The sequence below is a fragment of the Candidatus Paceibacterota bacterium genome (assembly GCA_041666915.1).
GTDB lineage: Bacteria > Patescibacteriota > Minisyncoccia > Phycocordibacterales > PALSA-1337 > C7867-002.
On record JBAYFZ010000004.1, the window covers coordinates 19,779 to 44,925 of the forward strand.

A 25,147-nucleotide genomic window follows, 5' to 3' on the forward strand; every position below is an offset into this window, starting at 1 on the left:
TTATAAATGGATTTTTTGGTAACCATGGATTCCCGCCTTCGCGGGAATGACAACAAAAAGGTCTTCGCGGGAATGACATGCAGTGCTATAATTAACCCATGCACATGTCGTTGTTCTTCAAGTTGATACCACCTCCTAAGTTTCTGATGATGAGACACGTAGGTCTAGATATGTCCGACGACGCTATTCGTTGTTTGGAATATTCTGGCCGAGCTCCAAATTTTAAGATTGCAAAATATACCTCTTTGGAATTACCTAATGGACTAATTGATGGTGGTGATATAAAAGATGAAAAAGCTCTCGGTGATATTCTTCAAAAATTAGATAAAGAATACAAGCTCTTGTATGCGAAAGTTTCTATTCCAGAAGAAAAGGCTTATCTTTTTCAAACTGATATTTCTACCACTGACCGTGTAGCTATCGCTCAGAATATTGAATTTAAATTAGAAGAGAATGTTCCTCTACCTGCTTCTGATGCTGTTTTTTATTTTGATATCTTACCTATGTCAGTTACTGGTGGTAAACTGCGTGCCAGTGTTTCGGTTGTGCCAAAAGTTTATGTAGAAAAAGTAGTTTCTCTTTTGCGTAATGCAGGCATTTCCCCAATGGCTTTTGAAGTAGTCCCAAAATCTATAGCTAGGACCATTATTCCAGAAACAGAAGATAGTACCGTCATGATTGTTCATATTATGCACAAAAAGACTGGTGTTTATATAGTTTCCGGAGGAGTAGTCTGTTTTACTTCTACTGTCACTTGGGGTAGTCAAACAGGTGGTAGCATAGCACTTCTTACTGCTGAAATGGAAAAAATCTATGCTTACTGGGAATCACATGTAACCAAGACGTCAAGAATAGTACGCATTGTTATTGTCGGTAACGGCGCGTCAAAATATGAAGGCGATATAGGTAAGTCTATAAAAGGTACCGATATTGTTGTTTCTGTAGGAAATGTTTGGACCAACGCTTTTTCGGTTGATAGTTATGTGCCACCGATTTCCAAGGAAGATTCTTTGGATTATTCAGTTTCTGCTGGTTTGGCTATGGATCTATAAATTTTATGCGTCATACACTTTTACCATTACAAGAAAGAATCGTACTTCGTAGAGAATATTACAAGCGTATTGTACTTGTTTTGAGTCTTACTCTTTCTTTGGCGATTTTCGTCGGTATGGCTTTCCTTGCTCCAACTTTCATCAGAGCTTTGTCTACAGAAAGGGAAGTTGGTGGTAATACAGCAGATGTTTCAAAAGGATCCAATAATAATGATTTGAAAAATGTTCAACAAAGTTTTGCTCGTTCGTTGGTGATGATGAATTCTCTGAAGGAGGGACAAGGTTCTCCGAGAATATCCGAGTTGGTGAATGAGGTAGTGGGTATAAGAGAGACAGTTAGGTTCAATTCATTCATTGCTACAAAAGTTTCTACCACGACATTTACCATGGTGATTCAAGGTGTATCTCCTACACGTAACGCTCTGTTAGCTTTCAAGAGTAATTTTGAGAGTATGGCTGTCGGTAATAAAGTAGAACTTCCTGTTTCTGAATTGGCAAAGAGTTCTAATATTCAGTTTTCGTTGAAACTTAATAAGAAATTAAAATAATGAAGAACAGAAGCTCAACAATTCTTGCACTCTCATTATCTCTAGTCATTTTTACTGGGGCAGTTTATGGGTATATGTATTATATGGTAGACGTTTTCCTTGATAGGATAGTAGAGGCTCAGACTACATCCAACTCTTTGATTCTTACGAAAAGTCAGGAACAAAGTTTTCTTGAATCTTACAAGTCTACGGCTTCAAGGTGGAAGAGTTTACCAAATTATTTTGTAGACTCTGGTCACGTCGTCAATTTTATTGAAGTAATTGAAGCACTTGGTACAGAATCTGGTAGCAAGGTTTCTATTAGTTCTATAGATTCTGATAATTTAGATGGTGCTCCTCTCGGTAAAGAGGGAGTATTGAGTATGCGTATAACTATTCAAGGTTCCTGGTCATCTGTTATGCGAGCATTATCTCTAACAGAAACTCTGCCTTATAAAATATCTATAGATGAGATCAAGGCGAACACTTCCAATGAGAGTGGGTCAACTCCAGCTTCAAAGGTTATATGGAATCTATCTTTTAATATGAAGATAGCTATGCTTGTAGGATCTTCAACTCCATCGTCAATATAAAAATATGAAGTTTTTTAAATTCAAAAAAATAACAAAAACCGAAGTTCCTGTGGTCATAGGATCCAGATCGGTATGGCGTCGTATTGGTAAAGACTCTCATGTTGACTGGGCTATCATCGTTGGTATTTCTTTCATAATAATGCTCACCCTTATATTTTTGAGTTTATCAAAGTATAGATATTTTGATGTGAGTTTAAAAAATAGAATTTCTACTACGAAACCGCAAGATTCATCAATGGTTGATACGCAAACATTGGATGGTGTTTTGAAAGTTTTTGAAGAGAAGGCCAATATTAGAGCAGGTTTATTAAAAGGTTACAATGGTCCCGGAGATCCTTCCATTTAGTTGAAAATCTTTTAACCCTTGGTTCTTGTGACTTAATGTGTTATTTTCAATACAACCCCTTGTAGCTCAATGGATAGAGCAGCGGACTTCTAAGCCGTTGATGCAAGTTCGATTCTTGCCAGGGGGACTCGTCATTTCATATGAACCACCGTCACTTTGCGGACATAAAAGCCGTTGATGAAGGTTCGATTCCTTCCGAGGGGACATATCCAGCTTTTTAATGTAAATATTTTTTGTGCTTGCACTTCGACTTGTCCTTCCGAAACCTTGGTGTAGGAGGAAACAACCCCGTGTGTTACGGGGTTGTGAAGTAGTGCGCCCTGAGGGATTCGAACCCCCGACCTTCGCTGTGTAAAAGCGCTGCTCTACCAACTGAGCTAAGAGCGCAGATATGATTTTCTATCTGCAACTATATTTTTTCAGCTATCTCGCTTATACCTACCAAGACAGCTAAGAGCGCAGGCGTGATTCCTGCTAATCGCGCATAATTTGATCAAATCTTTGCGCTTGTATACAGATTAGCGTATATTCTAGATATGAGCAATAAAGCAATAGAAAACATCAAAATTCTCTATGAAGACAAGGATTGCCTTGTTGTAGACAAACCACCAGGACTTATGGTGCATTCTGATGGCCGTGCAGAGGGTCCATTCCTCACAGATTGGATAGTAAAGCACTATCCAGAAACTGTCGACGTGGGTGATCCTATGACAGATCAAGAAGGCAAGCCTGTAAACCGTGCAGGTATTGTTCACCGACTAGATAGGGAAACTTCTGGTGTTCTTATTATTGCAAAAAATTCAGAAGGTCATGCCAATTTGAAAAAACAATTTAAAGATAGAACAATTTCAAAAAGATATTTAACTTTTGTTTGGGGAGATATGAAAGAAGAGTTTGGTACCATAAATAGACCGATAGGTCGTTGTGGGGGAGACTTCAGAAAATATTCTGCACAGAGAGGTGCTCGTGGAGAAATGAAAACAGCTGAGACATATTGGACCAAGAAAGGTAATGGCAAGTGGGCAGACCCAAAAAATCCAGATGCAAAAGAAGAGAAGTTCTCATTTGTAGAAGTGGAACCAAAAACAGGTAGGACTCATCAGATTAGAGTTCACTTTAATGCGGTGAACCATCCTGTGGTTGCCGATAGCCTATATGCTCCAAAAAGGCCTACAGCTTTGGGTTTTGAACGTCTAGCACTACACTCAAGGTCTATTGAGTTTGTAACCATTGAAGGCAAGACGGTCAAAGTGTCCGCACCTTTACCAAAGGACTTTGAAACAGCTTTGAAGGCCTTGGGTATTGAATCTTTATCGTCCATATGATAAGGTAGTTCCACTATGGCAACCAAGGTAATAACAACAGTCAATGTCGCAGAGCGCAGAAAGCAGGCTATTCATCCTGGAGATACTGTTCGCGTCTGGCAGAAGATTGAAGAAGACAAGGGTAAGTTCCGCTTGCAGGCTTTTGAAGGTATCATCATGTCTCACAAACACGGTCTAGAAGCTGGCGCAACTTTCACAGTTCGCAAAGTTATTGATGGTGTTGGAGTAGAAAGAACATTTCCATTATATTCTCCAATGATTGATGAGATTGAGACTGTCAGTCGTTCCAAGGTTCGCCGTTCAAAACTATATTTCATCCGTCGTAAGGCTGCCAAGGAGATTCGTCACAAGATGCGTCGTATCATGACTACTCGCGATTCAGTTGAAGCAGTTGCTGAGACTACACCCGAAGCGGTGGTAACTCCAGAAGTTTCAAAATAATATTTAAAAAACATTGCGAAAGCGATGTTTTTTTGTTGATAATATTCACCCTTTCAGCTATAGTTGTCCCTGTACGCACGGGTGGCGAAATTGGTAGACGCACTACCTTGAGGTGGTAGCGCCCATTAGGGCATGGAGGTTCGAGTCCTCTCCCGTGCACAATATTAGATAGATTTTATTTTATCTACAAAATTTTCTCTGTCTGCTTCACTTTCGTGTTCAACGACTTGGACACCGATGCGACGTCCTAGAAGTTCTCGGATTTTTTGGGCTAGTTCACAATCTATCGGATCAAAGACAGTATCTGTTTGTTCTGGCTCACCAACTTGTTCGTGCCCAGCAGAAAATATTACCAATCTACTTATGCCGAATAGTCTGTAAATAAGTGGTCTAGTCACATCTATGTTTTGCATCTGACGATAGGGTATGACTATTTCTTCAATATTTAAAACTCCTTTTTTGAGTCGGAGACCAAATTCTTCAATAGTAAAAACGAAGAATTTGTATTGCAGTATATTTATAATTATACCGAGACATCCTAATATTACTGCTAAGAAAAATAGTGCTGGGATGAGTAAGGGAATAAAAGAGGAGATGATGTTTCCTAGTGACGGTATAGCCTCACTCATGAGAGAAAGGTTTGTTATTAAGTTTTGAGCGATTGTTTCCTTGAAGAATGATAAAACAACAACAAGTATCATTAGAACCAATCCGGGGGCTACTCCTTTCAAAAACATTATTATAAAAGTCTTACTACCTAGATGTTGTGGTCGTCCTACAGGGATCATGATAGTTCATAGTTTACAATGAAATACAAAAGGTCGCTATGTGTACTAAAATAACAGTTATTGAGTTACACTTATCATATGCTTTACACTGGAAAAGGGGATGATGGAACAACGAGGACTCTCGCCAAATCTAGCGGACGTATTTCCAAAAGTTCTTGCCAGACCGAGTTGTTGGGTGTTTTGGATGAACTTAATTCTTTTATTGGTTTGGTAAAAGTGAAAGCCTACGATAAAAATTTATCAGTCAAAGGAAAATCTTTTGCTGATATCATGTTGTGGGTACAAAATAATCTTTTCATTATTCAAGCGGAGACGGCTGGTTCGGATAAGGAGATTACAAAAGGGAAGGTGAAAGAGATGGAAGTTTGGATTGATGCTATAGAACATGAATTGCCACCAATAAAAACTTTTCTGATTTCTGGTGGAACAGAGCTGACTGCATTATTGGATATTTCTAGGACCTTGGCACGTAAGGTTGAACGTAGGTTGATCGGGGCTTGTGAGGAAAAGAGTATAAAAGTTGGTTCAGAAACTCTGGCTTTCCTAAATAGGCTCTCTTCGTTGTTCTATGCCATGGCTCGACTAAGTAGCCATAAATCTGGTATAAAGGAGGTACCACCGAGTTATGAGTAGTTAGGTGGTGTGTTAGGTGTGTTATAGGTTGTAAGCGTTTAGTTATATGGTGCCTATGGTGTAATGGTTAGCACTGAGGTTTGTGGAACCTCCAGTCCGGGTTCGAATCCCGATAGGCACCCCAAGGTGAAAATAAGTCGAATGATTATAAAAGTTAACACTAACAGAAGTTGTATTTTCTTGGTATAATTTTGGTATGAAAAAAGTCATACTCATTATATTAGGTATATTAATATTGTCTTTCGCAGCTTTCGTAATATATGGTTTTATCGTTATGCCACCAGAAGGTGCTCCAGTAATAAATGGGGTATCTTTTCAGACACAATATCCACTCGGCTCAACGATGATAGGTACAATTGATTTTGGAAGTTATGATAAAAATGTCGTTGGATTAGTAATAAAGCATCTAGAATCCACTGATAAGGTAAATAATGTTGATTTACGCCCTCTCGGAACTGAAGGTGATATTTCTGGTTCGATCACGAATACTATTAATGCTGGTGATGAGCGAAATGTAATTACAGAGTCGTTTACTGTCGTTGACTCAAATGGTAGAACCAGTAGACCATTTCCTGTACGTATACTGTATGGTGACTTGAGTAAGGTGGTAAACACTTATACACAAAATATTCAAAGAAAAAATACTTCTACGTCTCCTAAAAAATTAAATTTTATTATCGTCAAAGACACGGATACAGAGTTTGGTGATCAATCTACCAGCACTTCTAGTGGTGTAGTTGAAAATGTTATTGCGAATCAGATAATTCCCAAGATCAATGGAATCTGGAGTCAGTGCGATGTTGGTTTTACTTTAGGAAAAATATTGTATGAAGATTCTAAGACACTCAAGACGGTAAACGGGAGATCATTCAATTCTATGTTTTCAAGATTAAATGGGGAAGGTGTTATATCTGTTAAATCTGATCAAAAAAGTGACGCACTTTGGATCGATGATATTAGACAACAGATCGGTCTATCTAAAGATGATTACGTTGTTTATATTATCGGAAATAGGATTATCAATACATCTTCAGGTAAACCCGAATCTGGCTTCGCTTCTAATAAAAGCGTAGTTATTCCATGGAAATATTTACCTGTACAAAATCCTAAAACTGATGAGTGGTTTGTTCCAGAAACTCTGGTATCTATCCTTGCTCATGAGATTGGTCACAATTTAGGGTTGCTACATCCATCTGAGTCCCAGATTTCGACAAGTCGATATACCGACTCAAATCTTATGGACGTCAGTGAAGCGATACCTGTGTCGAATCTCATTAAGGAACAGTGCAATATGCTCATATTATAGTTACGTTTATTTTATAAATGTTACAATTATGAGATGAAAATCTCCAATCCTCTCAAATTAATAATCGCTATAGTCGTCTCAGAGCTCGCTGGTATTATAGGAACAGTATTTACTAGTCCTTCCGTTACGGGTTGGTATTCAACTCTCATTAAACCAAGTTTCAATCCACCTTCATGGGTATTTGGTCCGGTTTGGACGACACTCTTTGTACTTATGGGAATAGCTGCATTTTTGATTTGGAAAAAGGGACTTGAGAGGAGAGATGTGAAGATTGCATTATCTATATTTATCGGACAACTTGTACTCAATACACTTTGGTCTATCATCTTTTTTGGAATCCACAGTCCCGGTGGCGCTTTCATAGAAATACTTTTCCTCTGGATGGCTATTCTCGCTACTATCATCTCTTTCTACAAAATTTCAAAAGCAGCAGCGTATTTATTGATACCTTACATTCTATGGGTTAGTTTTGCCATGTTTTTGAATTACACTATTTGGATGATCAATATTTAGCTACTTTTTTGTCACTTTTTTAAGTGATTTTTGACATGTTTAAAGTGAATTAGCTTGCAAGCTTTGTTGTATTTAGAATAAGAATTCACCGATTCTGATTTGACAAGTTATATTAATAATGATACGGTTAGTAAAATTTTGTACATAGACATAATGTAAACCAATAACGTAGAAAGGTTAATGTGAAGAAAAAGAAAAGAAATAAGTCCAATTTTTGGCGATTTGTCTCAGTGATTATGGTTGTGTCCACGGCTGCAGTTATATTTTTTTGGTTCACAAAAGAACCAGACACAATAAATCATTCGCAAGAGGAGTTGCAAGCAAGATACGATTATAATCTCAATCATAAATCGTCGACTAACGTCCACCAATTACTTCGTCCGGTCTATTTCAGTAAAGGAAAGTATGCCGCCGCTTGTGGTACGATGGTGCTCGGTAAGGATGAAAAACCCTCTTTTATTGTTACGGCTAGTCATCTCTTTTCGGAGACCGATCCAGGTTCCGATTTTTATGATTATCATGTGCTTGGACCAAGTGGTTTTACCTCACAAGGGCATCTTTCCAGAGTCGTCCTCGATAGTCTGAGGACGTCATCGTCGCCGAAAGGAATTCAAGACATTGCAATCTGTTATATAGGTGATGCTGGACAAATTTCCCGAACATCGAAGGTTATTATCTCTGCATCATCTCCGTCACAACATGATTTCAGTCTCAATTCCGTAACTCCTTTCAGGGTAACCTCGGTTACAACTGGTGAGCAGTTTGAAATAGTGGGTGAGGCTGTAAACTCGGTTACAAATGCATTCTACGTCATGTTGTATGAAAGTGTGAATGGGGAAAGCGGTAGCGGTTTCTGGAAGGACGAGAGCGAACAATTTCCGAATGGTGGCGGGAAGCTCTATGTTTTGTCTGGGGATATAGCAATTAGTCAACAAACGCGGAGAGATCTTCATATCCCTGCTCAATACAAACGCCTCACACTCATGAGCGCTATTCAAATTAAGTGGTAGAAAAAAATTGTATTCAAACAACCGTAGAGATTACTCTCTGCGGTTTGTCTTTTTTTATTTTATAAATGTTACAATTGGTGCATGAAAAATTATAGAAAAACTCTCATCGTTTTATTATTGATTGTAATTGTTGCGTTAATTATTGGTTGTGCAATTTATTATTATAATCCTAATAAAGTTGTCACCACCATTTCAGTTAATACGGATATTACTAATAGTGAAATGCCACCTCGTGGTAAAGCTCCTTATTTGAATGTTCAAAATATAAATGAACAGACAGGATTAGCTGTAATTGATTCGCCAAAATTTGGAGACTCTTTTATTTTAGGAAATCCTATTACTATCAAATGGAATCCAGAACTTATTGACGTGTCTACGATCCAACTTGTTTCAGGTGATGATTCAAAGATTGGTGGTATGCAAATATACAAGAGAGCTAGTTTGGATGATAAGAATATTACGAATGCTAGATTTGATTATGTTATTCCAAATAACCTTACTGTTTACCCAGGACAATACCGAATAAAGCTATTGAGTTACGCTGGGAGATATAGTTATACAAGTGATGTGTTTACGATAAAATCTTCAGCACCATTACGTCAAAGGGCAGATAAGCCATTTGTTATTAAATCAATAATGGGAGCTATGGATTCTTACAGAGTAGGGGAGTCTATGAATTTGAATATTGAGACAGAAAATGGTGATGGAACACCAGCTGATAATTCAAAAGGTTTTAATGTGCAAGCTAGGTTATATAACAACGACGGGCAAGGAGTTTGGTCTGGTAATGCTACTTATAACCCAAATGCGCAAGTGTGGCACCTTAATGTTCCTTTAGTTAAAGATACATATAGATTACAGGTTACGCTTTATTGTAGTTTGATCAGTATAAATTCAGTTTGTGCACAAGAGTATGACATCAACAAAGAAGTGAGTCAGTACCTTAATTTTATAGTTAATCCTTAATCTTTGAGTTATCTTACAGGTGTTGCCATGTTTTTGAATTACACTATTTGGATGATCAATACTTATCCACTTTTGTAATCCAGAATCGGTGTAAGAGAGATATAATTACCTTGGAGGTGTTCTATGCTTGTAGATCAGATCTTCCAAGAAGTTGTACGGGAAGCACAGAGTAACGTAAATCGTTTCTTCGCTTGGCGGGCTCTGAGACATGAACCCAACGATGAGGAATTAATGAGACATTTTTTGGAAAATGGTGGCGAGGAATACGTTAAAAGAAGATTGAATATTCCAAGACAAATTACCAGTGAAGATTTTCGATTTTTTCGCTGGTAACCTTTAGGCCGACATTTGTTGTCGGCTTTTTAATTTGATATGATTCTTACATATGGAAAATTTACCAAAAAATGAATCAGAACCAGTTTTTGAAGAAGGTCATGGTCAGATTTCGCCAGAGAAAGAAGTTATCAATGATTTGGCGACACCGCCAACTGAAGGTTTGCTCGGTGGTATTACAGGTGAACAATTATTACGAATAAGAGAGGCTATAACTACTGATCCACAGTTGATGTCTTATTATAATTCAATCAAGGAGAGGTTAATCAAAGAGAGTGGTAAATATAGTATACATAGGGGACAAGTTTTAAATGAAATGCATAAAACATTATCTACAGGAGGAGATAATGAGAAAATGTTAGCTAAAAAATTGGAGGGATTTGTTACTACGTTTAGTTCCTAGGAATGCCATTTTTTGTCCTTTGACTCACCGGTCTTGTGGGTATATAGTTTTGTTAGGTTAGTAAATAGAAAGGAAAATTATGAGAATGTTCCTTGTTAGTATCTGTATGTTTCTTGCTGGATGTGCAGGTGATTGGAATAAAAATCCTTATGCTACTGTTAAATCTGGTAACGGCGATATTTTGGAATATTGGGGAACCAAGTATGGAACAGTGAAAAAGGTGATTGATCTACCATCTTTTCGTGGCTCAACCAATTCTGTCGCAGGTTTTATTGAAGTGACTTTCACAGATGATAAAGGTAAAACTTTTACTCGTATCGCTTTTCCTTCATCTACGGCGCCACCACTTAAGATCGGTGATAAAGTGATTGTTCGTCTTATATATGTCTGTACGGATTCTGGTAGTGCACAATGTGTTCGTCTTGCTACCAAATCAAGTGATTGAATATCTTGTCACAAATCTCCCTAGGAAACTCGGGGGATTTTTGTATAAAAAATGCCGTACCTGTTTATGGGTACGGCATTTGAGTTTTTGTTTTAATGTCCAAAGAATCCTCGGAGGATAGAATCTGGAAGCATGTAAAGAGCGACTCCGTTTTTGGTACAGAGATCAATTGTCTCTTGATCTTTCACTGAACCGCTTGATGTTAGGATTGCTCTGACTCCAGCATCAATGAGTGTTTGTGGACCGTCTGGGAAAGGGAAGAACGAATCGCTATAAGCTACTGCACCTTGGGTGTTATGCTTTGAACGAATCGCCCTTTCTATTGCCAGCTTGGCTGCACCGACACGGTCTTGTTGACCAACACCGTTACCGATGAGTTGTTCGTTTTTAACGAGAGTAATAGTATTACTGTTACTTGTTGAGCCAATCGCCCAAGCGAGCATCATATCGCATTCTTGCATAGGAGTTGCTTTTCCGTGCCTCATAATCTCTCCTCGCTCAAAATCGGGAATAGATGTGTAGTTTGGCTGTACTAAGAATCCGCCACGAACGAAACGGAAACGAGGTGTTCGATCCAGATTTCCGACAAGTTCGTTTAGTGCTGGATTGATGATGAATCGGCATTTATTACCTTTGCGACGAAGTAACGCGACAGCACCTTCAGTAAAAGCTGGAGCGATGATACCGTCCAACATTTTGCCTATAAGCGACTCACACAAAGCCTCGTCTACTTCGAAGTCTGTCATGACGAGTCCGCCAAAGATAGCCAATGGGTCGCCCGTCATCATCTTCTTTACTACTTCAGCTCGATCTGGTCCAGCAGATGCACCACATGAATTTCCATGCTTCACACCAACAGCGATTGCTGTGCCGACACCTTCGTTGATTGCGTATCCTTCAGCGATATGAGTCGCTGTTTGGAGTAGACGATCAACGTCGCACCAGTTGTTGTAGCTTGGAGGCGTACCCTCGATTACAATAAATTTGTCGAGGGCAAGTGGGTCGGAAGTGCCAGTCGAATATAGGTGTGCCGGTGCCTGCCAGGCATTTTCACCGTATTTACAAGTATCAACTTTTTCACCGAAGATCCCGTGGTATTTTCCTTGGCTTCGAAAACGGGCTGAGTCCATGCAGTATTTGCTGATGGTGTATTCGCCTTTGGATGCCAATTCTTCAATGAAATTTCCATCAGGTTCTCCAGCTTTGAACCATTGGATGACTCGTTCACGATCGTTTGGATCGCAGACGACAATACGTTGACCTTTTGCGGCAGAACGAATCATTGTTGGACCACCGATATCAGTCTGCTCAATCACTTTCATGAGCGTACTATCCGGTTTGGCTATCTCTTGTTTGAGTGGATACAAATCCACGCAGACAAGGTCAATGAAGGGGATACGTAGACGAGAGAGCTCATTCAAGTCATCTTCAATGTTTCTTGCCAACAGTCCGGCATGAACTTCGCGTGATAGGGTAACTACCCTGTGCCCAAGAATGGCTTCTCCGCCGACCAGGGTGGCAACATCCACAACTTCAATACCATCCTTTTTCAAGTGTTTGGCTGTACCACCAGAGGCGTATATGACGAATCCGAGTTTTACCAATTCTTGCGCGAAATCAGTAATTCCATCTTTATGGAATACAGATAAGAGCGCATTTCTTATTTTTTTCATAGAACTTTTTCCTTTGTTGAGTTTTCACTTATCTCCAATGAAAGACTATTCTTTTATTATCTTTTGTCAAATTTTTGTATAAAAAACACCACCCGAATTTCTTCGAGTGGGTTTGATTTTAGTTTTAACTAATTGCATTGATATGAATTTGTGCTGGTTTATTGGACCTAGTTTTCGGCAGAAATTCATCGTTGACGGCTGATTTACAAGCCTTCAGAAATCCTTCTGGTCCAAAGTAGGCTCTACCATCAGGATCGAGTTCTACCGGTTGACCAGGCAAACATTCAATAGAGAGTTTTGCTGCTTGGTCATCCTGCTCCGTTTTTCCTTTGAAAGCTACGCCAATGACTGGGATCTGAACGTGTCCAAGTGCGCACAATTCAGCTTTCACTATTCCAGGCAAAGCGGCTGCCATACCAGCTCCAGCTATGAACACGTCAGCTTTGGAAGCTTTTTCTTTGAGGAATTTCCGAAGTTCGTCGGGGTTGCGATGGCAACTGATAATACTCAGGTGAGTGTCGGATATGCCCGAAATGGAAACCATATCAGTTCCAGTTTGACACAGGTCACTTTCACTACCGACGATGACTTCAATTCGCGGTACTTTTACAGTTGAATTGATACCCATGAAGTTATTTTGATAGACTTCAATCTGCATACCAGTCAATCTCCAGAAGATGTAACGGTATATGAGCGTGGTCGCATGAACCACATCCGAAGGAACTTTCACGGAATCGACGAAGGCGATATCTTCGGGATTCAAAGGGTTGCGTTTATCAATACCCATTTTTTTACCCCACTCCCGCACATATTGTTTGTCGAGAGATGGTGGAAGCTTTCCTTCTTTCTGTGCCTTCTGCCATTCTTTTTCGTCGACGAAACGACTTGAGTCTGGAGTTCCTCTTTCATCAACGATTGTTTCTCCACTGAACTCAAACTTTGTATCAAACATTCTGATACCACACTTCAAAGCGTGGTCGGCGATGGCACAAGCTGCTTGCAGGGCCAAACGTTCACGCATGAAGCCATATTTTTTGATCACATCGTTGACCAGCATATGTTCATCATGCCCAACTTTTGCTTTGGTAGTTGGGGCGTAGATAGGGTAAGGGAGCAGGTCTCCTTCTTTAATCCCTGGCGGTAAACGGTGCCCGCATATGGTCTGATTTTGTTTGTAGCTTGTCCAGCCACTTCCAGCCATAACAAGGCGGACAATATCTTCAACTTCGGGCGCCGGATGTATCCTTACCACTGTTGCCCGTTTTTGAAGTTCCAGATTATCACGGAGATTTTTTGGAAGATACTGATTCATGTCTTTGCCACAGGCCACGAAATCGGTATTGCAGAAAGGATTGATTATCCGTGTCTGGAAATGATTTAATGCGGTCAAGTTTTGACCTTTTTCTGGTACTAACGTCGGCAACACGAAATCGTAAATACTACAACGATCCGAAGCGACGACTAGCATTTTGTCTGGGTGGCCCGGAAGTTCGTACGAATTACGGACTTTACCGCGATTAAGGAGTTTGAGACCTTCTAGGTCCGGTTGTCTGTCTAAAACAGATTGAGGTATATGAGCCATAGTTTTTATCCTTTGGTTGTTTTTGTTGTACTTTGTATATCCCACATGAGATACGTTGTAGTCAATACTATTGATAAAAAAATAAAAAGCAAGAGTCGGTCGAATCCATCAAAGTCTCATGTGGAAAACAATACGTACGCGCGTCTGTTATAATGAATGGTACTCACCATTTTCTCATGCCACCAGAACAGAAAAACGAAAAGATTATTGTTACGCCAGAGACCAAGTTATCTATTTTAATGACCTTTCTTTTTTCTTTTTTGGTAATCTGGAGCAATTTTTCGGAAAGGCCAGAGGTCTTTGTTCCTGAAAAAATAATTCCACGCGCCGTTTCTTCCAGAGAGATAGTCAGAGGAGATGTCTCAAAAAGACAAGTTATATTTACTTTTGATGGGGGAGATGGTATCTTGTCTGCTCGTAAAATTTTGGGAGCTTTGGCTAAGCATAAAGTAAAAGGAACTTTTTTTCTTACAGGTAAATTCATAGAAGCTCATCAAGCTATAACAAAACAGATAAATGAAGAAGGGCATGAAATATTTAGTCATACTTATGACCATCCACATCTGACGGAAATTTCTAGTAAAGAAATTTCTTTGGAAATGAGAAAGACGGATCAGATACTAGAGCAAACAATCGGTAAATCTTCAGGACCATATTTCCGAGCACCTTACGGCGATCGTGATGGTAGGGTAATAACCGAGATGTTCAGAGATGGTTATCAATCGGTTTATTGGACTATAGATGCTATGGATTGGTTGGAGAAAGAAGGAAAGACCAAAGACGAAGTAAAAAATCTGATTGCTTCAAGTTTGGCTCCGGGTAATATTTATCTTATGCACATAGGGGACAATATTACAGGGGATATTTTGGATGAAGTTTTTTCAAATATTGAATCGCAAGGTTACAAGATTGTTTCTTTAACTCAAGGTTTATAATTTTTTATGAGGAAATCTTCAGGAATAAAAAAGAATAAAGCTAGACAAGAACTTACAAAGGATTTTACACTTGTTTTTCTCGGTGCTGTCATCGCTTTTAGTATGGCAAATCTGGGGATAATAAGTTGGTTGGTAAATAGTATTGGAAATCAAATCATTTCAAGTTTCTTGGCTGGAATATTTTTTACTTCAGTTTTCACCATCGCTCCAGCTTCGGTGGCTTTGGTCAGTATTTCCAGCATTTCTCCTATGACGGTAGCTTTTTGGGGAGCTCTAGGTGCAATGTGTGGAGATCTCATCCTTTTCTTTTTCATTCGTGATAGGTTCGCTGATGATGTTATCGCTTCGGTCAAACCTTCTGTAATGAAGCATATTTTAAGTTCTTTTCATTTGGGTTTTATGAAATGGTTATCGCCAATCTTGGGAGCTTTGATAATCGCTTCACCATTACCCGACGAATTCGGTCTGACATTACTCGGTCTTTCCAGAACAAAAATTTCTATTTTGATACCAATTTCTTTAGTTATGAATTTCACCGGTATTTATTTACTCCTAAGGTTTGCTCAGGCGTCATTTTAGTGCAAAGTGAAAAGTGCAAAATGCAAAGTTGTAGTTATTAGTTGATAGTTAAGGAAACTTAATAATTTTTCACTAAAACTTTGCATTTTGCACTTTTCACTTTGCACTTGTTGTAATGACACGCAACTTGCTTAACCTCCATTTCTCCTTTAAACTTGCTCCATGAATACAAAACGATACATTTTTTGGGCTAGTTTCATCATTATATTGGGACTCATCATCTGGGGGCTTGTTGTTTCCATGAATAAGCCCGTAGTTGTTCCTGGAAAGAGTTTGGGTACACCAGCACCTGTGAGTAGTGCAGATCATGTTCTAGGACCAGAGAATGCGCCAGTTACGATCATTGAGTATAGTGATTTTCAATGTCCTGCTTGCGGAATTTACTATTATGTTGTTGAAAAGCTTTTGGCTAGCACGACTGTTCCTATCAAGTTCGTATACAGACATTTTCCATTGTCACAACATCAAAATGCTATCTCAGCTTCTTTAGCTTCAGAAGCCGCCAATGTTCAAGGCAAATTTTTTGAGATGTACAAACTCTTGTTTGAAAACCAAGACAAATGGTCAGAATTGGAAAATGCAAGTCTAACATTTGTCGGATATGCAAAAGATTTGGGACTTGATGTAGAAAGGTTTAAAGCTGATATGGCAAGTTCTACTTTGAAGGCACATATTAATAATGATTCCGATGAAGGTGTTCGTATTGGAATAAATTCTACTCCAACCTTCTTTGTCAACGGAAAAGCGATAACAAACCCACAAGGATATGATGAATTTAAAACAATTATTGAAAAATCCGCTTCAGGCAGTACCAAATAATATAATCATATTTCTTTTGATTATAGCTTTGCTCGGTTTTGTTGATGCAAGTTATTTGACGGTGGAACATTATCAAGGACGTATACCGCCATGTTCTATTACTGCTGGTTGTGATCTTGTTCTCACTAGTTCATATTCAGTAGTCCTCGGTATACCAGTCTCTTTGATGGGTTCTATTTTCTATCTTATTGTCCTTATTGGAGTCTTCGGATATCTAGAAAGTAAGAAGACTTGGCTATTAAAATGGACTCTCTTGCTCACGGTATTTGGTTTAGTGGCTTCTATGTGGTTCGTATATATACAAGTTTTCGTAATTCATTCATATTGCTTGTATTGTCTGGGTTCAGCTTTTACTTCTACGGTCTTGTTTGCAGTAGCTATGGAAATCTTTAGAAAATATCAAGAAAAATAATATGAAAAAATCCAACATTCTTGTGACAGAACCAAGCTCTGATTACGAGCTTATTGATTCTGGAGATGGAGAGAAGTTGGAACGATTTGGCAAAATTGTTTTGTCACGTCCTGACCCACAAGCTTTGTGGAGTAAAAAATTGGATATATCAGAATGGAAAAAAGCCAATGGATCTTTTACTAGGGAAGAAGGTTCTGGTTGGTCACTTTCAAAAGGAATGGTAGATAAGTGGACTATAGAATTGGGTGGTCTCAAGTTTATTATAAAACCAACAGCTTTCAAGCACGTTGGTCTGTTTCCAGAGCAATCGGTCAATTGGGAATGGCTCAAAGAACAAGTGCAAAGTGACCCAGTAGGTGATTCTGCTGAATCAAAAGTGAAAGTGCAAAATTCTGTCGCAGGGGCAGAGCTAGAAGTCTTAAACCTATTTGGTTATACAGGTGGAGCTACTTTGGCTTGTGCTAGGGCAGATGCGAAAGTTGTTCATGTAGATGGTTCAAAGTCCGCTATCGCTTGGGCTCGTGAGAATGCCGAAGCTTCCGGTTTGGACAAAAAGCCAGTCCGTTGGATATTGGATGATGCTAGGGCTTTCGTCTCTCGTGAGATAAAGCGTGATAGAAAATATGATGGTATCATCATGGATCCACCAGCTTTTGGTCATGGTCCAGACAATGAATTATGGAAAATTGAAGAAAACTTTTTACCACTTGTAAAAGATTGTTTCAAAATTCTAAAAGATAAACCTTCTTTTTTCCTTATCAATGGTTATTCAGCAGGTTACTCTGCAGTTGCTTATGAAAATATTCTTTTACCATTGGTTGAAAAATATGGTGGCTCTATAGAAATAGGGGAACTTGTTATAAAAGAAGGACAAAATTCTGTCACATCTGAAAACACTGATTCTCAATTATCTGAGCCAAGATTGCTTCCTTGTGGAATATTTGCTAGATGGAGTGCAAAATAGGTGATATTTAAGTATATTCGTCTAATATGCTATGCTTTTTTGTATGTCAGCTATTATTTTAGATGGAAAGAAAACTCGCGACGAAGCTATACCAGAACTCGCTAAAAGAGTTACGGAGCTTTCTTTTGTGCCAAGTTTAGTCATTATTCAAGTTGGAGAAAGAGCTGATTCTACTTCATTTATAAAATCCAAAAAATCGTTTGCTGAAAAGATCGGTGTAAATACGAAGCATATTCAAGTGCCCGAAAATATAAAACAGGACGAACTTGTAGATATTATAAAAAAGAACAATGAAGATGCTTCTGTAAATGGAATTATTGTTCAATTACCTTTACCTTCAGAAATTGATCGTGATGTCGTCATTGATACTATTTTGCCAAATAAAGATGTAGACGCTCTGACTGCTCACAACGTAAAACGTTGGTTGGATGGTAATGAAAACGCTATCATGCCGGCAACAGCTAGGGGTATTCGTGAACTTTTGAGAAAATATAAGATAGGGCTTTCTGGCAAGAAAGTCGTAGTAGTTGGACGTTCAACCTTGGTAGGGAAACCTATCACCGCTATGTGTCTGGATGAAAATGCTACAGTTACAGTTTGTCATAGTAAAACTCCCGATCTTGCCAAAGAAACACAAAGTGCAGATGTAGTCATTGTTGCTGTTGGTAAGCAAGGTCTCATAAAAGCTGAGCATGTAAAAGCTGGGCAAATTATCATTGACGTTGGTATCAATACAGTTGAGGGTAAAAAGCTTGATGATGAAATCCCTAACAAGAAACTTTATGGTGATGTTGATTTTGAAAATGTTGTAGGCAAAGTTTCGGCTATTACACCTGTTCCTGGTGGGGTAGGACCGATGACCGTGCTATCCCTTTTTGAAAACTTGTTGGATTTGTGCAAAAAAGTTTAGTCTGTTGGTATTTGCATTATTCTTGCTCAAAACCTAACAAGGCGATAATATAAGTTGATTAATCACTAAATACAAATAATATGAATATTCCTGAAAAATTATGGAAGTCGTTAATGGGGGTCTTTGGTTTGTTAACTATCTTTTTGATAGTTGTTTCTGTTAAAGAAATCAAATCTATCTTTTACGTTAGTCCAAACCCAATTGTTACCAATACTATTACTGTTGAAGGTACTGGTGACGCTATCGCTGTTCCCGATATTGCCACATTCTCATTTAGTGTAACCGAGACTGCCAAGACTGTAGCTGATGCTCAAGATCAAGCAACGGCAAAGATGAATTCTGCTTTGAAAGCAATCCGTGATGGTGGTGTCGCTGATAAAGATATTCAGACTCAATCTTATTCTATAAATCCTCATTATGAATATCAGGGTAGTGTCTGTTCAACCTATAGTTGTCCTCCTTCAAAATCTATTTTGACTGGTTATGAAGTCAGTCAGAGCATCGTGGTCAAAGTCCGTGATTTGAAGAAAGCTGGAACGTTGTTCACTTCTATCGGGACTTTGGGTGTTCAAAATATTGGCAACCTCTCATTCTCAGTTGATGAACCTGATGTTGTAAAAGCTAAAGCAAGAGCAGAAGCTATCGCCAATGCTCAATCAAAGGCCAAGGAGTTAGCAAAGCAACTCGGTGTTTCTCTAGTCCGTATTACCAGTTTCTCTGAAAATAATAGTAATTACCCACGTCCTATTTATGGAATGGGTGGAGACATGATGTCTGCAAAGGTTTCTTCAGCTTCGCCTGAGATACCAGTAGGTGAGCAGAAGGTTACGAATAGTGTTTCTATTACTTACGAGATTAAGTAGTATTAAGATTTGGTGGAGTTATTGCTGGACTGGGGAAATGGTGGAAAAGTTCGGTATTAAAATAGAAAGATCTGATAAGTAAAAAATTCTCATAAGATAAAAAACAGCGGATTTGATCATTCGCTGTTTCTCTTGGTGAGGAAGGGAAATTTTTGGGCAAGTGCGGTGACGTATGGAAATTGCGTAATTGTAGTTAGGAATTTTTTTGAAGAAGCCTGCGAGGGAGGGGGATTTTTGAAGAAGTCGGCGGGGCGAGGTCGTATGCCAAATATAAATATTGATACCCCCGGGGTATCAGGTTAGGAAAGTCGTTAGGTACCCCTCCCCCGGGAGGGGGGATGTGGTGACGAAGAAAATATATGAACAAGAATCCTTGACTCTATATTTATGAGAAATTTAGATATATAAAAAAGTGCCACTCTTTGGTGGCACTGATTTTGATTATAGGTTTCTAGTTATTGAGACAAGGCAAGGAGTAAGGTTACTCGATCTGATTCTTCTCCAAAATTCATCTCACGGATATCTTTAGCGGTACTCCAAGTAAATACAGAAGTTTTTTCTGGGTCAATCCCGATATCTTCTGAATGGAAGTTTGCTTTGAAGGCAAATACTTCCGTTCGTTTTCTTGTGTAGTGTCGTAGTAAAGGGGTATTTTTACATTCCGACATAATCTTAAAACCAACGCGCCGGCCCAATTCCATGTTGACTGCGTCGTGTACATCTTCAACCCACATATCCATATCTTGTTCATGGGTTGGAGCACATTCGACTGGAAGTGGAAACGGGGTTCTTCCTATTCTGGTGAGTACTTTTTTAGTGTCATCGAATCTCGCAACGATGATTAGTTGAATAAGTGTTGGCATAATGTTATTTAGTTGTGTTTACTATCTAATTCAGAGATTACCTCTTATTGATGAAAAGTCAATCTATTCTCCTTGACTTTACCACCCCCAAGATATACTATACACAGGTAGTCCCCAACAGGGGTTTTTTAATACAAATTATGAAAATTACTGAATATATCAAGGATACAAGGGCCGAAATGAATCACGTCAACTGGCCAACACGAGCAGAAACCATAAGGTTTACAGTCTTGGTTATTGCCGTTTCTCTAGCTGTCTCAATTGTTCTCGGCGTATCAGATTTCGTTTTTGAAAGATTACTTACGCTATTATTCTAAGTCTTTGCGAAATCCACAAGATATCCACATGTCTTTAGGGACGCTTAAAAAGATACTTTAATCTTAATTAATCATGACCAAACAACACACAACAGGTGAAAGAAGTTGGTACGCAATACATACGTATGCGGGCTATGAGAACGCGGTTGCACGTAACTTGAAACAGCGTATAGAATCTCTAGGAATGGAAGATAAGATTTTTGCTGTCATTGTTCCAACCGAAAAGAAGATCAAAGTCAAAGCTGGTAAGCGTGTTGAAGAGGAAGAGAAGATATATCCAGGATATGTTCTCGTGGACATGATAGTAACTGATGACTCTTGGTATGTGGTCAGAAATACTCCACGTGTTACAGGCTTCGTTGGTGCAGGAGTTTCTCCGGTTCCTTTGGATCCAAAAGAGGTTGAGACTTTGTTTTCAAGAATGGAGAAGAGTACAACTCAACATTCCATTGATCTTACAAATGGAGATTTGGTCAAGATTTCTGATGGTCCGTTCAAAGATTTTGAAGGTAAGGTTGCAGAAGTTGATACAGAAAGAGGTAAAGTTAAGGTTTTGGTTTCAATGTTCGGACGAGAAACACCGGTTGAATTGGACTTTTTGCAAGTAAAGAAAGTGTAGAGAGTAACCAATAACCAAACACCAATAATCAAGAGGTGATTTAAAAGAGTTTGATTTAACAGATAACATGTAGTAGGATAGCAAAACTGAATTTATGGCCAAAAAAATAATCAAAAAAGTTAAAGTGATAGCTCCAGCAGGGAAAGCAACCCCAGCCCCTCCTTTGGGTCCAACTTTGGGTCAGGCCGGCGTCAACATTGGTGATTTTACCAAGAAGTTCAACGATGCTACCAAAGACAAGATTGGTGATATGATTCCAGTTCTCATCACAGTTTACGATGATCGTTCATATTCTTTCGTTTTGAAGACTCCTCCAGCTTCTAGTCTCATTTTGAAAGCTATCAAGAAAGACAAAGGTTCTGGAAAGCCAAACTTGAGTAAAGTCGGTACTATTACAAAGGCTCAGATCAAAGAAATTGCAGAAAAGAAAATGCAAGATTTGAATGCAAATACAGTTGAAGCAGCTTCAAAGATTATTGCCGGTACAGCTAGATCAATGGGTGTGGATGTGAAGTAAGTTCACTTAGTTAGAAGTTAAAAGTGCAAAGTGCAAAATTGTAGTTATTAGTGAATAGTTAAGGAAACTTAACAATTTTTCACTAAAACTTTGCATTTTGCACTTTTAACTTTGCACTCAAAATTCTAATTTACTATTTCATACTCCAACAGCAACGTTCCTCCTTCAGTTTTTTCGCAATTCAAAAGTTTTAGTTTGAAATCCAGATCTTCTTTGAATAATTTCATACCTTCGCCAAAAAGTACTGGTTCAATGGTTAGATAGAGTTTACTTACGAGACCAGCTTTCATAAACATATTATAAATCGTTGTACCACCACAGATGGCAACTTCTTTGAAGCCACGAGCTTCTAGACTCTTTAGAAGTTCTGTTGGTGGAAGTGCCGTGATCTCCATCCCAGGCATGGTTGGTATTTCTGTAGGGGAGTAGACGACATTCAGACGATCTTTGAGTGGTTTGCCTAGTGTCTGCCAAGTATTGAGGCCCATGACCATTACACCAGCGCGCTTGGTTATCTCAACAAAGCGCTTTTTGTCTTCTTTGCTGGTCCACATTGCGGCATGCGTCTGATTTTTGGCTATGAAGCCGTCGGCGGTCAAGGCGGAAATGATGAAGGTTTTCATAAAAAGATTATAACATTACATAGATTTTAATACTTATCATTTAGATATGAATTTTTGAACTTGTCATGATTGCATTCTTGTCCTCGTAGATTATACTTCTAGAATGACTAAAAAAGGATTTGTTACCAGAGGAGGAATATTCGCGCTAGGTTCTAATTTCAAGGATCGCTTTGTGCCGGATTACAATCATCTAAAGAGACTCGTAGATCATTGTAAGGGTGTAGGCCTCAAGATAGTCCTTACTCAAGGAACTTATGATATGGCTCATATCGGTCACGCTAGATATTTTGAAGAAGCTAGGAAGCATGGAGACTTGTTGGTTGTTGGTGTAGATAGTGATAAGAAGGTAAAAGCTAGAAAAGGTCCAGATCGCCCTATTGTGCCTCAAACTGAGCGTTTGGAAATGGTTACGCATCTTCGTTCTGTAGATATTGTCACTTTGAAGGAGCTTAATGTTCCTAGGTGGCATCTCATCAAGACGGTTGAGCCAGACGTTTTGATTATTACAAAAGAAACTTTGGAGAAATATTCAAAAGAAGAAGTAAAAGAGATGAGTTCATATTGTGGAAAAGTCGTTACGTTGGCGCCAATGGCTACAACTTCTACTAGTGCCAAGATTAGACTTCTTCAACTCAAGCTCGCCAAGAAGTTTGAAAAGGCTATAGTACCAAAATTGGCAGATATGATCAGTTCTGCTCTCGGATATCCAAAAAATGCCGGTAAAAAGAAATAATCTAAAGGTTAAAAAGATTACTACTTCAAAAAAAGAAGTAGTAATTGTTGCGTACGTACCAGTTTTACATGAAGGCTATAGAAGATTTTTTGAAAATCATTTGGAAGCCAAAACTTTGTATATTCTCGGTAATGAAATAACAAAAGAGTTTGTACCTTTGGTGAAAGATATAAGAGCTTTGCCCGTAGAGGTTGTAAAGACTTCTTTGGAATCGTGGCATAGGTTCAAAAAGATTGAAATTATTGAATCTTGTGATTGGGATAAAATTTCTAAAGGAAATAGAGAAATAATAATGCCAGATGATGAAGTTATGAGAGATTTGAAAGGTAAATTTTTACCTGATTCAAAAGTTGTTTTTGATACGATATTTTTGCGATGGGATAAGCATAAATCAAGCCAAGGTCACCCCGTTGAGATAGATCAGAAGATTTCAGTTAAGGATTCCGATAAGCAAATGATTAAGCTTCTACGAAAAGAAGCTGAAAAGAGCTCGGATTTTTGGAGACAGATAGGTGCGGCGATTGTTAAGGATGGAAAAATATTATTTATGAATCATAATCATTCTGTACCTTCAGAATTTATGCCTTATGTTGAAGGTGATCCTAGGAGTGATTTTCATAAAGGTGTAAATGTTGAATTATCTACAGTTCTTCACGCTGAGGCGGGTCTGATCGCTGAAGCCGCCAGAGAAGGAGTCTCTCTGGAAGGTGCAGAGATGTACGCAACAACTTTTCCTTGTCCTCCTTGCGCGAAGATGATCGCTTATTCTGGAATCAAAAAACTTTATTACGCTGATGGTTATGGAGTCTTGGATGCGGATAGAATACTCAAAAGTAGGGGGGTTGAAATTATTTTTGTGGAGACAAAAGAAAACGGCCACAATTAAGTGACCGTTTGTTGTTCTGTTTGCTAATTATTAACCGAGACGATCTTTGACCAGTTCTTGTTCTTCTGGAGAAAGTGATTCAAAAGGCGTTCCCAAACGCATTTTTTCGTAAATCGCAACGACTTTCCAGTGCCAAAGAATCTTATCTTTATCTTTTGCTAAGGTCACTTCCAATTTTCCATTACCGTCTGGTACTTGGATGTTGCAATGAAGATGACGAATGGTGCCAGCGTTGAATAGTGGATCTCCAAATCGCATTGTGACACCGCCACCAGGTAGTTCGAATTCTATGTCTGCCCAATTAAACACATCCACTAAATCAGCACCTTCATCACGCCTCAATTGTCTTACATGAGTAATGTGCCTCTTACAAGGAATAACTAAATGAAGTGCGGTATTCTTTTTTCCTAGGACAGGATTAACCCACGCCCTCCACGAATCGTTTTCATAAAGGATTTCATTGATTTTGTGATCAATCTGACAGAATGGACAAATCCCTTCCTGTAAGTTTTTGACCATGAGGCAATAGTATTTGTAGCTTCCTACAAAGAGTAGTGAGCCTATGTCCATCCGATCAATTCCTGGTATTGATAACAACGGATTTTGTATTTCCATAACTATCTCTCTTTCTTCTGATTGTTGTAACGTCCAAAACAACCTTATAATAGGTTTAAGTGGTTGTCAATTTAGTAATAAACTAACCCTTCTTATAATTTTTCGGTTGACCAAATTTGAATTTCCAAGATTCCTCTGGGGCTAGTGCTTCTAAATCTGGTTCTATAAGGTGAGCGTGAAGATGTAGGACACTATTGCCATATGAACCATGTTCTGGATTGCTACCAAAACGAATAGCGATACCTCCGCCGGGTATGTTCCTTTTTACTGCTTCAGTTTGGAACATTTCTATAAGTTCAGTGCCAGCCACTGGATCCATCTCAGAGATATGTTCTATGTGAGTCTTGTATATAGCTAGTAACTGATGTTTGATCTTTTCGTAAGGCCATTGGTTGTCAGTGAGAATCCAATATTTACCTTCTTTTAAAATAGGATTTTTGTGATATTTCAGTAGATTTTCTGTACAAAAAGGACAATGATTTTGATCAGCTATTTCATTCATAACCTCAGTCTGATCTTTTCGTCTTACATTATCCAAGATAATAAATTTTTTCAT

Annotated in this window: 33 protein-coding genes and 4 tRNA genes; 29 read left to right on the forward strand and 8 right to left on the reverse strand. The window is 38.7% G+C overall.

Annotated elements, in window-relative coordinates; genetic code table 11:
* Positions 1–146: 146 nt before the first annotated feature.
* From pilM to WCS89_03575, 5 genes are all read left to right on the forward strand, one after another.
* Positions 147–1,052, forward strand: coding sequence for a pilus assembly protein PilM (pilM, locus tag WCS89_03555; protein ID MFA6554558.1), 906 nt, complete (start codon positions 147–149; stop codon positions 1,050–1,052).
* A gap of 5 nt (positions 1,053–1,057) precedes the next feature.
* Complete coding sequence (locus tag WCS89_03560) at positions 1,058–1,600, forward strand: hypothetical protein (protein ID MFA6554559.1); 543 nt, start codon at positions 1,058–1,060, stop codon at positions 1,598–1,600.
* A complete protein-coding gene (locus WCS89_03565; protein ID MFA6554560.1) occupies positions 1,600–2,172 on the forward strand; it encodes a hypothetical protein in 573 nt (190 codons plus the stop codon). Before WCS89_03560 ends, WCS89_03565 begins: the two co-directional genes overlap by 1 nt.
* Positions 2,173–2,176: 4 nt before the next feature.
* On the forward strand, positions 2,177–2,518 hold the full coding sequence (locus WCS89_03570; protein MFA6554561.1) for a hypothetical protein: 342 nt from the start codon (positions 2,177–2,179) through the stop codon (positions 2,516–2,518).
* Between the two features lie 55 nt (positions 2,519–2,573).
* A tRNA-Arg gene (locus tag WCS89_03575) sits at positions 2,574–2,645 on the forward strand.
* A gap of 187 nt (positions 2,646–2,832) precedes the next feature.
* On the opposite strand, the gene WCS89_03580 is transcribed toward WCS89_03575, so the two are convergent.
* Positions 2,833–2,905 (reverse strand) — tRNA-Val (locus tag WCS89_03580).
* Between the two features lie 149 nt (positions 2,906–3,054).
* Here WCS89_03580 and WCS89_03585 point away from each other — a divergent pair.
* From WCS89_03585 to WCS89_03595, 3 genes are all read left to right on the forward strand, one after another.
* Positions 3,055–3,843 carry an RluA family pseudouridine synthase gene (locus WCS89_03585; GenBank protein ID MFA6554562.1) on the forward strand — a complete coding sequence of 263 codons (789 nt, stop codon included), beginning with the start codon at positions 3,055–3,057 and terminating at the stop codon, positions 3,841–3,843.
* A 15-nt stretch (positions 3,844–3,858) separates the two neighbouring features.
* Positions 3,859–4,284 (forward strand): 50S ribosomal protein L19, encoded by a 426-nt coding sequence (rplS, locus tag WCS89_03590; GenBank protein MFA6554563.1) that lies wholly within the window; start codon positions 3,859–3,861, stop codon positions 4,282–4,284.
* A 75-nt stretch (positions 4,285–4,359) separates the two neighbouring features.
* Positions 4,360–4,443, forward strand: a tRNA-Leu gene (locus tag WCS89_03595).
* Between the two features lie 5 nt (positions 4,444–4,448).
* On the opposite strand, the gene WCS89_03600 is transcribed toward WCS89_03595, so the two are convergent.
* Complete coding sequence (locus WCS89_03600) at positions 4,449–5,072, reverse strand: PH domain-containing protein (protein ID MFA6554564.1); 624 nt, start codon at positions 5,070–5,072, stop codon at positions 4,449–4,451.
* 78 nt (positions 5,073–5,150) lie between these two features.
* On the opposite strand from WCS89_03600, the gene WCS89_03605 reads away from it, so the two are divergent.
* The 9 genes from WCS89_03605 to WCS89_03645 all read left to right on the forward strand — a co-directional run bounded on the left by WCS89_03605 (position 5,151) and on the right by WCS89_03645 (position 10,681).
* Positions 5,151–5,705, forward strand: a complete 555-nt coding sequence (locus WCS89_03605; protein MFA6554565.1) for a cob(I)yrinic acid a,c-diamide adenosyltransferase — start codon at positions 5,151–5,153, stop codon at positions 5,703–5,705.
* Between the two features lie 49 nt (positions 5,706–5,754).
* Positions 5,755–5,829: transfer RNA gene (locus tag WCS89_03610), tRNA-His, on the forward strand.
* A 72-nt stretch (positions 5,830–5,901) separates the two neighbouring features.
* A complete protein-coding gene (locus WCS89_03615; protein ID MFA6554566.1) occupies positions 5,902–7,011 on the forward strand; it encodes a hypothetical protein in 1,110 nt (369 codons plus the stop codon).
* A gap of 33 nt (positions 7,012–7,044) precedes the next feature.
* The gene (locus WCS89_03620) at positions 7,045–7,524 is read left to right on the forward strand and encodes a TspO/MBR family protein (GenBank protein ID MFA6554567.1); all 480 of its coding nucleotides are present in this window, start codon (positions 7,045–7,047) and stop codon (positions 7,522–7,524) included.
* Between the two features lie 182 nt (positions 7,525–7,706).
* Complete coding sequence (locus tag WCS89_03625; GenBank protein ID MFA6554568.1) at positions 7,707–8,534, forward strand: hypothetical protein; 828 nt, start codon at positions 7,707–7,709, stop codon at positions 8,532–8,534.
* An 81-nt stretch (positions 8,535–8,615) separates the two neighbouring features.
* Positions 8,616–9,500 carry a hypothetical protein gene (locus WCS89_03630; GenBank protein MFA6554569.1) on the forward strand — a complete coding sequence of 295 codons (885 nt, stop codon included), beginning with the start codon at positions 8,616–8,618 and terminating at the stop codon, positions 9,498–9,500.
* Between the two features lie 123 nt (positions 9,501–9,623).
* Positions 9,624–9,833: a hypothetical protein gene (locus WCS89_03635; protein ID MFA6554570.1), complete on the forward strand. Its 210-nt coding sequence runs from the start codon at positions 9,624–9,626 to the stop codon at positions 9,831–9,833.
* Between the two features lie 52 nt (positions 9,834–9,885).
* Complete coding sequence (locus WCS89_03640) at positions 9,886–10,236, forward strand: hypothetical protein (GenBank protein MFA6554571.1); 351 nt, start codon at positions 9,886–9,888, stop codon at positions 10,234–10,236.
* 79 nt (positions 10,237–10,315) lie between these two features.
* Complete coding sequence (locus WCS89_03645; protein ID MFA6554572.1) at positions 10,316–10,681, forward strand: hypothetical protein; 366 nt, start codon at positions 10,316–10,318, stop codon at positions 10,679–10,681.
* A 92-nt stretch (positions 10,682–10,773) separates the two neighbouring features.
* On the opposite strand, the gene WCS89_03650 is transcribed toward WCS89_03645, so the two are convergent.
* Both WCS89_03650 and WCS89_03655 read right to left on the reverse strand, forming a co-directional pair.
* Entirely contained in the window at positions 10,774–12,354 is a 1,581-nt protein-coding gene (locus WCS89_03650; protein MFA6554573.1) for a hypothetical protein, read from the reverse strand.
* A 124-nt stretch (positions 12,355–12,478) separates the two neighbouring features.
* On the reverse strand, positions 12,479–13,936 hold the full coding sequence (locus WCS89_03655) for a phosphoribosylaminoimidazolesuccinocarboxamide synthase (GenBank protein MFA6554574.1): 1,458 nt from the start codon (positions 13,934–13,936) through the stop codon (positions 12,479–12,481).
* A gap of 152 nt (positions 13,937–14,088) precedes the next feature.
* Here WCS89_03655 and WCS89_03660 point away from each other — a divergent pair, with 152 nt between their 5' ends.
* The 7 genes from WCS89_03660 (at position 14,089) to WCS89_03690 (ending at position 19,418) form a co-directional block, all read left to right on the forward strand.
* The gene (locus WCS89_03660) at positions 14,089–14,871 is read left to right on the forward strand and encodes a polysaccharide deacetylase family protein (protein MFA6554575.1); all 783 of its coding nucleotides are present in this window, start codon (positions 14,089–14,091) and stop codon (positions 14,869–14,871) included.
* A 6-nt stretch (positions 14,872–14,877) separates the two neighbouring features.
* Complete coding sequence (locus WCS89_03665) at positions 14,878–15,450, forward strand: hypothetical protein (protein ID MFA6554576.1); 573 nt, start codon at positions 14,878–14,880, stop codon at positions 15,448–15,450.
* A gap of 162 nt (positions 15,451–15,612) precedes the next feature.
* A complete protein-coding gene (locus tag WCS89_03670; GenBank protein ID MFA6554577.1) occupies positions 15,613–16,269 on the forward strand; it encodes a DsbA family protein in 657 nt (218 codons plus the stop codon).
* Positions 16,217–16,681: a vitamin K epoxide reductase family protein gene (locus WCS89_03675; protein ID MFA6554578.1), complete on the forward strand. Its 465-nt coding sequence runs from the start codon at positions 16,217–16,219 to the stop codon at positions 16,679–16,681. Before WCS89_03670 ends, WCS89_03675 begins: the two co-directional genes overlap by 53 nt.
* Before the next feature lies 1 nt (position 16,682).
* The gene (locus tag WCS89_03680) at positions 16,683–17,645 is read left to right on the forward strand and encodes a class I SAM-dependent methyltransferase (GenBank protein ID MFA6554579.1); all 963 of its coding nucleotides are present in this window, start codon (positions 16,683–16,685) and stop codon (positions 17,643–17,645) included.
* A 43-nt stretch (positions 17,646–17,688) separates the two neighbouring features.
* Complete coding sequence (locus WCS89_03685; GenBank protein MFA6554580.1) at positions 17,689–18,555, forward strand: bifunctional 5,10-methylenetetrahydrofolate dehydrogenase/5,10-methenyltetrahydrofolate cyclohydrolase; 867 nt, start codon at positions 17,689–17,691, stop codon at positions 18,553–18,555.
* An 80-nt stretch (positions 18,556–18,635) separates the two neighbouring features.
* Positions 18,636–19,418, forward strand: coding sequence for an SIMPL domain-containing protein (locus tag WCS89_03690; GenBank protein ID MFA6554581.1), 783 nt, complete (start codon positions 18,636–18,638; stop codon positions 19,416–19,418).
* Between the two features lie 455 nt (positions 19,419–19,873).
* On the opposite strand, the gene WCS89_03695 is transcribed toward WCS89_03690, so the two are convergent.
* Positions 19,874–20,281, reverse strand: coding sequence for a hypothetical protein (locus tag WCS89_03695; GenBank protein ID MFA6554582.1), 408 nt, complete (start codon positions 20,279–20,281; stop codon positions 19,874–19,876).
* 140 nt (positions 20,282–20,421) lie between these two features.
* Between WCS89_03695 and secE the strand changes: the two genes are divergently transcribed.
* The 3 genes from secE to rplK all read left to right on the forward strand — a co-directional run bounded on the left by secE (position 20,422) and on the right by rplK (position 21,734).
* Positions 20,422–20,598 carry a preprotein translocase subunit SecE gene (gene secE / locus WCS89_03700; GenBank protein MFA6554583.1) on the forward strand — a complete coding sequence of 59 codons (177 nt, stop codon included), beginning with the start codon at positions 20,422–20,424 and terminating at the stop codon, positions 20,596–20,598.
* A 73-nt stretch (positions 20,599–20,671) separates the two neighbouring features.
* The gene (nusG, locus tag WCS89_03705) at positions 20,672–21,217 is read left to right on the forward strand and encodes a transcription termination/antitermination protein NusG (GenBank protein ID MFA6554584.1); all 546 of its coding nucleotides are present in this window, start codon (positions 20,672–20,674) and stop codon (positions 21,215–21,217) included.
* A gap of 94 nt (positions 21,218–21,311) precedes the next feature.
* Entirely contained in the window at positions 21,312–21,734 is a 423-nt protein-coding gene (gene rplK, locus WCS89_03710) for a 50S ribosomal protein L11 (GenBank protein MFA6554585.1), read from the forward strand.
* Positions 21,735–21,859: 125 nt separating this feature from the next.
* Here rplK and WCS89_03715 read toward each other — a convergent pair whose 3' ends face one another.
* Positions 21,860–22,357 carry a dihydrofolate reductase family protein gene (locus tag WCS89_03715; protein ID MFA6554586.1) on the reverse strand — a complete coding sequence of 166 codons (498 nt, stop codon included), beginning with the start codon at positions 22,355–22,357 and terminating at the stop codon, positions 21,860–21,862.
* 103 nt (positions 22,358–22,460) lie between these two features.
* Between WCS89_03715 and WCS89_03720 the strand changes: the two genes are divergently transcribed.
* Positions 22,461–23,090, forward strand: a complete 630-nt coding sequence (locus WCS89_03720; GenBank protein MFA6554587.1) for an adenylyltransferase/cytidyltransferase family protein — start codon at positions 22,461–22,463, stop codon at positions 23,088–23,090.
* Positions 23,071–23,976, forward strand: coding sequence for a deaminase (locus tag WCS89_03725; protein ID MFA6554588.1), 906 nt, complete (start codon positions 23,071–23,073; stop codon positions 23,974–23,976). Before WCS89_03720 ends, WCS89_03725 begins: the two co-directional genes overlap by 20 nt.
* Before the next feature lie 30 nt (positions 23,977–24,006).
* Here the strand turns inward: WCS89_03725 and WCS89_03730 are convergent, their stop codons facing one another.
* Both WCS89_03730 and WCS89_03735 read right to left on the reverse strand, forming a co-directional pair.
* Positions 24,007–24,591, reverse strand: a complete 585-nt coding sequence (locus WCS89_03730; GenBank protein ID MFA6554589.1) for a hypothetical protein — start codon at positions 24,589–24,591, stop codon at positions 24,007–24,009.
* Between the two features lie 82 nt (positions 24,592–24,673).
* Complete coding sequence (locus tag WCS89_03735) at positions 24,674–25,147, reverse strand: hypothetical protein (protein ID MFA6554590.1); 474 nt, start codon at positions 25,145–25,147, stop codon at positions 24,674–24,676.